The sequence below is a fragment of the Streptomyces sp. NPDC031111 genome (assembly GCF_055570675.1).
In genome coordinates, this window is the sequence record NZ_JBVIGS010000004.1 from 398,742 (window position 1) to 409,970 (window position 11,229).

Genomic DNA, 11,229 nt, shown 5'->3' on the forward strand with positions numbered 1-11,229 from the left:
CATCGTGGGGCGGGCGCCCGGGGTGCGTAGTGTCGTACTCATGAGTACGACAGGCGCGTCCGCCGATCCGCTCGCGGCCCTTGGCTCACTGCCCGGCGTGGCCGGTTCCGTGGAGTCCGTGCGCAAGGCCGTCGACCGGGTCTATGGGCACCGGGTCATGCGGCGGCGCAGCAATGAGATCACCTCGGAGGCGGCGCTGCGCGGCGCCCGTGGCTCGGCGGCCCTGTCGGGCGCGGACTGGGCCCTGGAGGAGGTGCGGCGGCGCAGCGACTTCAGTGGCGACGACGAGTCACGCACCATGGGCGCGGCCCTTCGCCTGACCGCCGAGGCGGGTCAGCTGCTGTCCATCTGGCGGCAGTCGCCACTGCGAGTGCTGGCCAGGCTGCACCTGGTCGCGGCGGCCGACAAGGCCGAGCGGGTCGGCCGGCCCCGCCAGGGGGGAGAGCCGGTCGACGAGCCCCTGATCGGGCTGGAGCTGCCGGGAGCGGCGGAGGCGCACGGCCGGCTGGAGGGGCTCTCCGAGCTGATCATCGCGGGCGGCTCCGCGCCGGCGCTGGTGACGGCCGCCGTCGTGCACGGCGAACTTCTCGCGCTGCGCCCCTTCACCTCCCACAACGGCCTGATCGCGCGCACGGCCGAGCGCATCGTCCTGGTCGGCAGCGGTCTCGACCCCAAGTCGGTCTGCCCCGCCGAGGTCGGACACGCCGAGCTGGGCCGGGAGGCCTATGTGAAGGCGCTGGAGGGCTATGTCTCCGGCACTCCCGAGGGCGTGGCCGCCTGGATCACCCACTGCGGGCGTGCGGTCGAGCTGGGTGCGCGGGAGTCGACGGCGGTGTGCGAGGCGCTCCAGCGCGGGGCCGCGTAAACGGGGTGAGCGGGGGCGGGCGGAGGCCTGCGCAGAAATGCGGCGGTACGAATACTCGTACCGCCGCTGGCATGTCCACCGCGTTACCAAGCGTCCTCGATATATGCCCATCAGGTCGGGGACTTCGCCCGTCACCTGGTGCGGCTGGCCCGTAATCGACGGGTCGACGTCGCGTGGGTTCACCGGTGTTCATGCTCGGTCCGTGGGGCCATTCATGCGTATGTGAAGGTGATCCTCTCGGATGTCCTTGGTCTCGCGGGCCGTCAAGTCCTTTGTACTCCGGGTTCGAAGCAAGGGGAAGTCCTGGCCCTGCTTCTTTACTTTTGTGCTCAAAGAGGTGTTAAACGGGCGACGATGGGGTGGACGCGGCCGATGACCGCCGGGGCGGCTCGCGCGGGCGGCGGTCAGACCACCGTCGCGCGGCGTCGGCTCGCGTACCAGACCAGGCCCGCGGTGGCCGCCGCCGCGCCTATGGCGGCCGCCGCGACCAGGGCGGGACGCGGCGGCACGGAGATCGCGGGGAGGCGCTGTTTGAGCCGCACCGGCCGGTGGAAGTCGAGGATCGGCCACTGCCGCGCGAGGGCCTCGCGGCGCAGCGCGCGGTCCGGGTTCACGGCGTGCGGGTGCCCCACGGACTCCAGCATCGGCACATCGGTCACCGAGTCGCTGTAGGCGTAGCACCGGGCCAGGTCGTAGCCCTCGGACTCGGCCAGTTCCCTGATCGCCTCGGCCTTGGTCGGCCCGTACGCGTAGTACTCCACCTCTCCGGTGAAGCACCCGTCGTCGCCCACGACCATGCGGGTGGCCACGACCCGGTCGGCGCCGAGCAGTTCGCCGATCGGCTCGACCACCTCGGCGCCCGACGTGGACACGATCACGACGTCGCGCCCGGCGGTGTGGTGCTGTTCGATGAGCGTGGCGGCCTCGTCGTAGATGATCGGGTCGATCAGGTCGTGCAGGGTCTCGGCGACGATCTCCTTGACCTGCTGGACGTTCCAGCCGCGGCACAGTGCGGAGAGGTACTTGCGCATCCGCTCCATCTGGTCGTGGTCGGCGCCACCGGCCAGGAACACGAACTGGGCATAGGCGGTGCGCAGGACCGCCCTGCGGTTGATCAGGCCGCCTTGGTAGAACGACTTGCTGAACGTGAGCGTGCTCGACTTCGCAATGACCGTCTTGTCCAGGTCAAAGAAGGCGGCTGTGCGGGGCAACGAGTGGTTTTCCACGTCCTTGAGCATAGGCGCAGCCCATTCGGCGTAAGGTGGGGCGCGTGGGTTTGCCTGAGAGGGCTCTCGGGTACACCATGGAAGTCACGGATCGTTCGCGACCGTGCTAACCCGGTCCGACTCCTCCCCCCCCGAGTCGGCCGTGGGGACGACCCCCGCTCTCCCCCCCGGCGGGGGTCGTCGCATGTCCGGGTGGGTTTTCTCCCCTCTTCTCGCGGTGGGCACGCCGTGGTGGTGGCCACAGGGCAGTGCCTTGTCATGCGCATGATTACTTACCGACGGTAGCCGTCGGACTGCTCTGCGGGAGTCGCACAGGAGATGTGCGGGACTCCCCCGTAAGGGTGACCGCGATATTCACAGCCGCCGACTCGTCCACAGTTTTTCACCAAGATCCACATGTTTTTCGGGATCGCTGCACCGTGATTCCCACGCGGCCCGCTCGCCGTGAGTTCACGCCCGGTTCCGTTTGTCGGGTCGCGTATGGCCGGTTTCCGTCGGCCGTCAAAGGAAGGCCGCTTGCCGGCTCTTCACACATCTGGGAATCGCGGGGCCGCAGGGGCTGCGCGAGAGATGCGGCAAAAGGGGGACGAACATGTCCGGAACCATCACCCACGATCCACCGCCGGACGCCGGAGGAGGCCGACCGGGCGCACCGCTGATCGTCACCGAGGACGCCGGGCTCCTCGACGACCTGTTGCGCCTGTGCGCGGCAGCCGGCGCCACACCGGAAGTGCATCACGGGGTGCCGGGACCGAGGGGGAGCTGGGAGGCCGCGCCGCTCGTCCTGGTCGGGGACGACGCCGCACGGCGCGTGCGCGGGGCGGCGCGCCGTCCGGGAGTGGTGCTGGTCGGCCGCGACCAGGACGACTCCGGGGTCTGGCGACGGGCCGTCGAGATCGGCGCCGACCATGTGCTGATGCTGCCCGACGGCGAGCAGTGGCTGGTCGACCGCATCGCCGACGTGGCCGAGGGCGTCGGACGGCCCGCCCTGACCGTGGGCGTCATCGGCGGCCGGGGCGGAGCGGGAGCGTCCACGCTCGCGTGCGCGCTCGCCGTCACCTCCGCCCGAGAGGGCCTGCGCACCCTCCTCGTGGACGCCGATCCACTGGGCGGCGGACTCGACGTGGCCCTCGGGGGCGAGACGGCCAAGGGACTGCGCTGGCCCGCCTTCGCCGCGTCGCACGGCCGGGTGGGCGGCGGAGCCCTGGAGGAGTCACTGCCGGAACTGCACTCGCTGCGGGTGCTCAGCTGGGACCGCGGCGACTGCCTGGCCGTACCGCCCCGGGCCGTCCGTGCCGTGCTCGCCGCGGCCCGGCGCGGGGGCGGCACCGTCGTGGTCGACCTGCCGCGCCGCGTCGACGACGGGGTCGCCGAGGTCCTCGCCCAACTCGACCTCGCGCTCCTCGTGGTCCCCGCGGAACTGCGCGCCGTCGCGGCGGCGGGCCGCGTCGCCTCCGCCGTGGGCATGGTCCTGCGTGATCTCAGGGTGGCGGTACGCGGGCCGTACGCGCCCGGACTGGACGACCGCGAGGTGGCCCGGCTGCTCGGACTGCCCCTCGCGGGAGACGTGCCCGTCGAGCCCGCCCTGCAACGCCCGTACGAGACGGGGCGGCCACCCGGGGTGTCGGGCCGGGGCCCGCTGGCCCGCTTCTGCAAGGAGTTCTGGGAGCGGGCGCTGGTGGAGGCGAGGGCGGCATGAGGAGCCCGGTGACCGGAGCGGGGACGCCCCCGGGCCTGCTGGACGGAGTGCGGCGGTGGCTGGCGGAGAGCGGGGCCGAGCCGACGCCCGCGCGGGTGGCCCAGGCGCTGCGCGACCAGGGGCGGGTGCTCGGGGACGCGGAAGTGCTCGGAGCGGCCGAGCAGTTGCGGTCCGAGCTGGTCGGCAGTGGGCCGCTGGAACGGCTCCTGTCCGACCCTTCGGTGACCGACGTGCTGGTGTCGGCGCCCGACCGGGTCTGGGTGGACCGGGGCGGAGGGCTGGAACTCACCGAGGTCCGCTTCCCGGACGAGACGGCCGTCAGACGACTCGCGCAGCGGCTGGCCGCCGTGGCCGGAAGGCGCCTGGACGACGCCAGGCCCTGGGCCGACGCGCGGTTGCCCGACGGCACACGACTGCACGCGGTACTGCCCCCGGTGGCCGTGGGCGGCACCTGTCTGTCGCTGCGGGTCGTACGGCCCCGCGCCTTCACCCTCGACGAACTCATGGCGGCCGGGACGGTGCCGCCCGGCGGGGACCGCGTGCTGCGGGCACTGCTGGACGCGCGGTTGTCGTTCCTCGTCAGCGGCGGGACCGGCAGCGGGAAGACGACCCTGCTGAGCGCGCTGCTGGGCCTGGTCGGGCCGGACGAGCGCATCGTCCTGGCCGAGGACTCGGCGGAGCTCCGGCCCGATCACCCCCATGTCGTGCGCCTGGAGACCAGACCCGCCAACCAGGAGGGCGCGGGCCTGGTCACCCTCGAGGACCTGGTGCGGCAGGCGCTGCGGATGCGGCCGGACCGGCTGGTCGTGGGCGAGGTGCGCGGCCCGGAGGTGGTGCATCTGCTGGCAGCCCTCAATACGGGCCACGAAGGCGGGTGCCTGGGTTAACCATACATGCGCCTACCACACGGCAGCGGGCATGACGAAGCCCCGCCCATGCACCACGGGGGAGGCGCACGAACGGGGCCCGCCCGACGCGCTGAACTGCCCTTCTCGCCGTCGCTCAGCGGGCCGGGGTCTACTCGGCGCGGGTCACGCGGGCATGGTCGGTGTACTCGCGCCGGAACAGGTCATGTGCAGGGTTCCGACCCGTGTGCCGCAACGCCCAATCCTGAGCATCGTCGGGCGCCCCTTGCGGACCGGAGGACTCACCACAGTCGAGCGCAACGCAGAAGAGTTCCGCCGTAACGCCACCGTCGGGCACATGCGTGATCGTGTGGGGCACGTACCGGAACACGGTGCGGGCGCTCATCAGTGGCCATCCGGGTGCCTGGTCATAAGCACATTGCAGTCAGTCACGGTCGTCGGATCGTTGCCCGCACGTGCCCAGTCGCGGACCTTCGCCAGTTCAGCGCAACCGGCACAGCCTTCAACAGGCGTTGGCTCCAACTTGCCTTCTCTCATGGGGAGTTCAACCGGTGCCCCGGGATAGGTGCGCGGCGTGGTCATGTCTCCGACCCCCTGTCTCCATCCGTCTGATAGCAGTCAACGACCGGGGCGGCTGTGCACTCCAGCAACTTGCACCGACTTGCACGCGAGTTTGGCCGCAGGTGGTCTTGACCCGACGCGCAATGAGGGGACGATTGATGTGCAAGTCCACGCAAGGCAAGCACTGTTGGAGGCTGTCATGGCGCTACGGTTCGTCGGGATCGATCCGGACACCGACCTTGAGCACTGCCCTACCGTCTGGGCGGACACAGAAGCAGGGGAGCTTGTACTTCAGGGGTGGAAAGCGGGGCCCGAACTTCGGGCAGTGTGTGAGGCAGAAACACCCGCCAAGGGATCGATCCCCGACAGCGAGGAAGTCATCAGGATTCCGGCCCGCATGGTTCGGATGATCAGGGAAGCGTGCGATGCCGTCGAGCAGCATTCCGCCGTTCAGTGAGCTACTGAGCAACACCCAAAGTTCCGCAGTGCATTTGGAGTTGCGCGACGACTACGGGAGCAACCCCCGGCTTGAAGACTGGCAGCGTGGAGAACGCGTTGACTGGGCTGACCGTGGGGCATGGTGGCACCCCTTCCATCAGGCCATTGCGGAAGCTGTGGCGCGCGGCGTAGCGATTCGGCGTGCTCGAATTGTCTCGGAGCCTGTCAGTGAGTACATCCGTTGGGAGCACTACGCCACGGAGTCCAACATCATTGCCGGGGAACAGGTGCGATGGTTGCCACGGCGAAACGCACAGGGATTCCTAGTGCCGGCCAACGACTTCTGGCTTTTCGATGGCGCACTACTCCGCACCCACCATTTCGCGGGGGACGGAAGCCATGTGCGGGATGAACTCAGCACTGATACTGAGACGCTGAAGCTGTGCGGTGCAGCGTTCGAGGAAGTTTGGCAGCGTGCCATTCCGCACAGTGAGTACAAGATCTAGAGCACAGCGAGCAGCCAACTCATGTCGTCCCCTTCGTCCAGGGCCCAAGAGGCCAGGGAAGCCGTAGCCGTACGGCTTAGAGAACTACGGCTGGACGCTGGAATCACGGCGCGCGAGTTGGCTGTTCGCTGTGGGTGGAGTGAGTCGAAGTCGTCTCGCATCGAGCATGCGAAGACACCACCAAGCGACGCTGATATTCGGGCTTGGTGTACCGCCTGTGAGGCTCAGGCACAGGCTGATGATTTGATTGCCGCTAGCCGTCAAGCCGATTCCATGTTCGTGCAATGGAAACGGCTACAACGCACGGGACTCAGACGGCTTCAGGAGTCCGGCGTACCACTCTATGAACAGACACGGAACTTCCATGTGTACTGCTCCAATGTTGTCCCTGGGTTCTTTCAAACGCCCGGCTATGCCACAGCGCTACTAACTTCCATTGCTCGATTTCGGGGAACGCCCGACGATGTCGCGGATGCTGTGACCGCCCGAATGAACCGCTCACACGTGGTGCGTGATGGTGGGCGTCGGTTCGCCGTACTGATTGAAGAAGCTGTCTTGAGATATCGGATCGGCGACTCTGAAGTAATGGCAGCGCAGCTAGGGCATTTGCTAGCAGTAATGGCGCTTCCCTCCGTATCGCTGGGCATAATTCCATTCACGGCGCCCCGATCAGCGTGGCCGTTGGAGACCTTTACGGTCTTCGACTCTCAGCGTGTGCACGTCGAGACGCTTTCGGCAGCAATCAAGGAAACTCAGCCAAGCGAAGTGGACCTGTACCTAAGCGCCTTCAGTAAGCTGCAAGAGGTTGCCGCCTATGGGGCGGATGCACGGACACTCGTTATGGATGCCATGACAGCACTTCCCAGCGCATGACCGGAGAACGCACAGAAGCCCCGTAGACGGCCCAGGATCATTCCCAGGTGTCTACGGGGCTTCGTGGTGCCGCTGGACGCTCAGAACACGTCAGGGGCACTTGTGCAGCGGTACACGTCGTGGACGTCGCCCCAGGGGGTCTCGTCCGTGCCGGGTTCCGTGCCCGTGTCGCGGATGAACGCGAGACGGAAGAGCGGGTATTGCGGGTGCGTTGTCGGGTCCATGCCGCTGCGCACGATCCTGTTGGCAAGCTCCGACGTGTTCGCAGACACGGCCACCGTCATGCCGCGTTCCCTTCGTCGTCGCTTGCGCGAAGTGCCTTTGCGATCAGCGCGTCAAGGTCGTCCGTTCCGGTCTCCGCCGGGTGCATCTCGTGCTTGAGAAGCTGAGCGTCAATCTGCGCCAGGAACCGAAGCGCGGGATGCGCGACGGGCACCCCGGCAGAACCGGGTACTAGAACACCCTGGGCGGTCACTGAGGCTATGAGCGCATCCCAGATACCCCGAAGGTCATCCGTACGCCCGGAGTCGCCCAGGGCGCCCGTGGACGGCTTCAGCGGGACGACGTTCCCCGCTGCCTTCGCTGCCCGCTCCACACGGTTGGCACGCTTCCGGCACGCGTCGTCGCATGTGGTCTTCCGCCGGTCCGCGTCCGTCGGCAGCGCCTTGCCGCACGCCTTGCAATATCGGTCGTTCATCGTTCCTCGAATCGTCGTGACGGGGGCTGCGTGACACCCAGCGGACCCGTCACTCACGGACGCGTTTTCCGAGCTGGGACCGGGATCGCTGGGAGGCTTCCGGCTGAACTTTCGACCCGATATCCGCCCCGTGAAAAGATGGCGAACCATGATTGGAATTCCCATTTGGGTGCAATGCTTAGAAATGGTTCATAACTATGCATGTGATCAGTTGCCGGGTATGCGCAGGGGTGAGAGAAGGCCAAGCTGACCTACTCGCTGTGTCCGGATTCGGTACAGCGCTTGCACACAATCCGTTGAACACCGCGCACACGATCGGCACCCGCGTGCTCACGCTGATAGTCCACGCGCTCACACCTTGTGCAGTAGGTCGCCACAGCGTGCGGCAGTCCTTCAGCACGCTTCACGCGTCCGTCAGCACGCATCCATGACGGGCGCATGTGGGTAGGCCATTCGTCCAGCCCAATACCCACCCCCGGGATATTGCGCACAGGGGGCCACTCCAGCACCCCCCTAGGGGTTTGATGCCCCCTATCCACCCCGCGCGCCCATTGCTGCGCAATCAGGTGTTCGGCAACGTCAGCAGGAACGCGCACCCGAACGCCGGAAGGGACCGGCTTCCCGTCAATGAGAAGACCGGTCCCAATCTCGACGTGCTTAGGCGGCGCGCTGTCCGTGAACAGTTCGCCCAGCGCCATTACGCGGCAAGCGTCATCTTGACGACGGCGGCAGCGTTCGGAACGGCGATAGCCGCGCGCATGATGGCACGGGCACCAATGCCATCCTTGAAGAAACCAGCATCCGACGAAGTCTCGAAAGTCGCATCCTTCCGAATGACCGCGTAAATCTCCGAAGCGTCATAGACAAGAATCGTGTTCGCGTCCACGTACGGGGAAACCTTCACGGGAACGCCCAGGATGCTGCGGGAAATGCCGTCAGTGCCGGAGCCCGCACCCGCGCTGAGAAGCTGACGGCCGGTCGAGTCCTTCAGGCCGAGAAGCTGAGCCCAACGGGTCGGGTTCATGACGACGACGCCCGGGGTTGCGGACACGTCTTCGAGCATTCCGAAAGCCTCAGCGAACGGGGCAAGGTCCTTCGGCTCACCGGTCACGGCAAGAGTCTGAATACCGGCCGTGTTGGCGATACCGGCGAACGCATCGGCACCGGCAGTACCGCTCAGCGCCTGCTTGTCGAAGCCCAGCGCTAGAGTGCGGAGCATCGAGCGGGAGATGGCGTTCAGGGAAACACCGTCGCTGTCGTTGACGAACTCTGAGCTGAGCATTTCAGCCGTGGCAATCTTCATCGGCTTAACGGTCAGAAGACCAGCCGCGAAACCACCCGTCGGCAGATCGGCAAGCTCACCGACGAACGCCGGAGTGAAGTCGGAAGTGACAACCGGGGTCTTCCACTCAGAAGCGTTGGTCGCAACCCGGTTCACGCCACTGGAAAGCACGACGGAGTTGGGCGCCATGAGGTCAACGAAGTTCTTGGAGAATTCGGCCGGAGTGAACGCGCCGGCCGTGCTCGTAGAAGTCAGATTCCGGGACTCAGCAAGCTTCGCGTACAGGAGATCACCGGCGGAAGCCTTCCGGCCGATCGCGGCGCGCTCAGTGGGTGACTTCATAGCGGAAAGGGAAGCGGCGCGCTCAGCGTTGTGTGTGTCAAGCTCCGCGCGCTTCTCGTCAAGCTCCGCCGTGCGCTTCTCGCCGTTCGCCTCAGCGGCGCGAATGTCGGCCCGAAGCTTCTCGGCGCGCTCACTGTCGGCGACGGCCTTACGGGCGGCGTCAATGTCAATCTTGTGCATGTTTCCTCTTTCGATTGCACGCGCCGAAACGGTCGCGTCCGGGTATGCAGGGGTGTGAACGGGTCCAAGCTCAATGACCCGCATTGCGGTAACTGTGCGGTGCGGAATTTCGCCCGTGTAGTCCCACTCGTCTTCGTCAGCGAAGAACGTGAACGAAGAACCGAACACGTCGCCACGCTTCACAAGCTCATGGACGCTGCGGCCAAGCTCCGTATCCGGAAGGTTCACGTCATAGCGAATGCCCGTGGAATCCACGGTCAGCGTGAGTGTGCCGGAACGCGTGCGGCCCAGTACGTTGTCAGGGTTGTGATTCCATGTGGCTAGCACGTCATCACTCGTGTTCGTCCATGCGCCGGGGGCAATGGATTCGGTGAACGCGCCAATCGTGGTGGGCGAGTTGAAGACGACGGCATAGCCGCTGAGCTTCCGTGCGCCGTCTGCATTGAGCGGTTGTGGCGCTGCCCGGGTTTCTATGTCAGGCAAGGTTGATTCCCTTCGCTGCCTAGGTTGAAAACGCTGTTCTACTTGCGCGGCCTCTTTCCCGTCTGCCGGATACGAAGCCCCAGAACGGCCGGACGGCCAAACAAATCTGTGGTGAGTTCGTAACCTGCCTGGGCAAGAGGCGCTGCAACGTCGTCGTCATTCAGAATTGGCAGTCGTTTACGGGAAGACCAACCGTTGAAGACGCGCACGAAATTGACCAGAGACAGGCAGTATCCCGGGTAATTCACCGTCTCGGCGCGCAGGAAATCCCATACCTGATTGCGTGTGGCTATGGCATCAGGAAGTTCAGACACGGCGCGCCGCCTCAGCGACCCTGCGCATTGCCTCGGCGGCAGCGGAGATATCCGGCACCCGCGCACAGCTGGGGCAGACGTGTCCTCGGTGCGAAGCTGTCCCATATCCGCATGCCGAACAGGTCGTGTAAACGATCGGGTTTCTGTTGCGCTTCACGATTTGATCCTTACGAGAAGAGTTTGGGGCAAGGGCCGGCGGTGCCTACGCTGCTAATTTGTGCGCAGTCGCACGCCGACCAGTGCGACGCCTTTGTTTGTGCGCTTCGAAGTCGCCCCGTGGCGAAGTAGCGCCTTCTTGAAAGTGGTGCGCGTCATGACCTCCTGCGCGCGTGCCTGTTCTTCGCGGCAGAAATCCAAATAGGTTGCGTATGCGTCGCTGAGTAGAACAGAGCGGCTGGCGTCCACCTGAAAGCAAGCCGTGAACCAGTGGCGCTCAGCGAAGACGTTCACGCGCCGGAAGGCCACGGGTGGGAAGCCTGACGCGCAGTCCTCGTATTCGTGCGCGCAGCGGGTGCAGAACGGCCAATAGTCTGTGTGCCGGGCGCTGTATCTACGCATTCGAGGGTCAAGGGTGGCGGGTCTGGAACTGTCCACCACCCAGCGGGAGGCATTGTTGGTGCAGTGGATGCAGCCGAAGTCCGTAGCTAGACCGTAGGCGGCTTCGACAGATTTAAGTGCGTCGGCGTATGGGTCGCCAATGGGCATGGGGAAGATCCTTCGTTGTCACGGAAACGAAAAAGCCCCCGGACGTAGGGAGTCTCAGTCAGCGCCGTGACACGCTGAATGAGTCTCGACCTACGCCCGGGGGCTCTAGTCGTACGCGCATCGGCCCGGTTGGTGGCCATTCCCAGCGCGTGAGGGAGTCAAAGGGGCGGCAGGCATGGCGTAAGCGCCGTC

General features: G+C 66.2%; 12 protein-coding genes and 1 pseudogene. 6 read left to right on the plus strand and 7 right to left on the minus strand.

Features of this window, described 5'->3' with window-relative positions; genetic code table 11:
- The first annotated feature begins 40 nt into the window (after positions 1–40).
- The gene (locus ACZ470_RS12180) at positions 41–865 is read left to right on the plus strand and encodes a Fic family protein (RefSeq protein ID WP_468426780.1); all 825 of its coding nucleotides are present in this window, start codon (positions 41–43) and stop codon (positions 863–865) included.
- Between the two features lie 404 nt (positions 866–1,269).
- On the opposite strand, the gene ACZ470_RS12185 is transcribed toward ACZ470_RS12180, so the two are convergent.
- Complete coding sequence (locus tag ACZ470_RS12185; protein WP_468426781.1) at positions 1,270–2,103, minus strand: HAD family hydrolase; 834 nt, start codon at positions 2,101–2,103, stop codon at positions 1,270–1,272.
- Between the two features lie 580 nt (positions 2,104–2,683).
- On the opposite strand from ACZ470_RS12185, the gene ssd reads away from it, so the two are divergent.
- Positions 2,684–3,790, plus strand: a complete 1,107-nt coding sequence (ssd, locus tag ACZ470_RS12190) for a septum site-determining protein Ssd (RefSeq protein WP_468426782.1) — start codon at positions 2,684–2,686, stop codon at positions 3,788–3,790.
- Positions 3,787–4,668, plus strand: a pseudogene (locus tag ACZ470_RS12195) (TadA family conjugal transfer-associated ATPase); the annotation flags it as partial. The gene ssd and the pseudogene ACZ470_RS12195, both read left to right, overlap by 4 nt.
- 139 nt (positions 4,669–4,807) lie before the next feature.
- Here ACZ470_RS12195 and ACZ470_RS12200 read toward each other — a convergent pair.
- Positions 4,808–5,041 carry a DUF7848 domain-containing protein gene (locus ACZ470_RS12200; protein WP_468426783.1) on the minus strand — a complete coding sequence of 78 codons (234 nt, stop codon included), beginning with the start codon at positions 5,039–5,041 and terminating at the stop codon, positions 4,808–4,810.
- Between the two features lie 375 nt (positions 5,042–5,416).
- Between ACZ470_RS12200 and ACZ470_RS12205 the strand changes: the two genes are divergently transcribed.
- Genes ACZ470_RS12205 through ACZ470_RS12215 form a run of 3 tightly spaced genes read left to right on the plus strand, consistent with a single transcriptional unit; the run spans position 5,417 to position 7,034 of the window.
- On the plus strand, positions 5,417–5,674 hold the full coding sequence (locus ACZ470_RS12205) for a hypothetical protein (protein WP_468426784.1): 258 nt from the start codon (positions 5,417–5,419) through the stop codon (positions 5,672–5,674).
- Positions 5,643–6,161 carry a DUF6879 family protein gene (locus ACZ470_RS12210; RefSeq protein WP_468426785.1) on the plus strand — a complete coding sequence of 173 codons (519 nt, stop codon included), beginning with the start codon at positions 5,643–5,645 and terminating at the stop codon, positions 6,159–6,161. Before ACZ470_RS12205 ends, ACZ470_RS12210 begins: the two co-directional genes overlap by 32 nt.
- 21 nt (positions 6,162–6,182) lie before the next feature.
- Positions 6,183–7,034 (plus strand): helix-turn-helix domain-containing protein, encoded by an 852-nt coding sequence (locus tag ACZ470_RS12215; RefSeq protein WP_468426786.1) that lies wholly within the window; start codon positions 6,183–6,185, stop codon positions 7,032–7,034.
- 80 nt (positions 7,035–7,114) lie between these two features.
- On the opposite strand, the gene ACZ470_RS12220 is transcribed toward ACZ470_RS12215, so the two are convergent.
- From ACZ470_RS12220 to ACZ470_RS12240, 5 genes are all read right to left on the minus strand, one after another.
- Positions 7,115–7,318: a hypothetical protein gene (locus tag ACZ470_RS12220; RefSeq protein ID WP_468426787.1), complete on the minus strand. Its 204-nt coding sequence runs from the start codon at positions 7,316–7,318 to the stop codon at positions 7,115–7,117.
- The gene (locus tag ACZ470_RS12225; RefSeq protein ID WP_468426788.1) at positions 7,315–7,731 is read right to left on the minus strand and encodes a hypothetical protein; all 417 of its coding nucleotides are present in this window, start codon (positions 7,729–7,731) and stop codon (positions 7,315–7,317) included. Before ACZ470_RS12225 ends, ACZ470_RS12220 begins: the two co-directional genes overlap by 4 nt.
- A 697-nt stretch (positions 7,732–8,428) precedes the next feature.
- Positions 8,429–10,018, minus strand: coding sequence for a phage major capsid protein (locus tag ACZ470_RS12230; RefSeq protein ID WP_468426789.1), 1,590 nt, complete (start codon positions 10,016–10,018; stop codon positions 8,429–8,431).
- A gap of 38 nt (positions 10,019–10,056) precedes the next feature.
- Entirely contained in the window at positions 10,057–10,332 is a 276-nt protein-coding gene (locus ACZ470_RS12235) for a hypothetical protein (RefSeq protein ID WP_468426790.1), read from the minus strand.
- A gap of 210 nt (positions 10,333–10,542) precedes the next feature.
- The gene (locus ACZ470_RS12240; RefSeq protein ID WP_468426791.1) at positions 10,543–11,037 is read right to left on the minus strand and encodes a hypothetical protein; all 495 of its coding nucleotides are present in this window, start codon (positions 11,035–11,037) and stop codon (positions 10,543–10,545) included.
- Between the last annotated feature and the right edge of the window lie 192 nt (positions 11,038–11,229).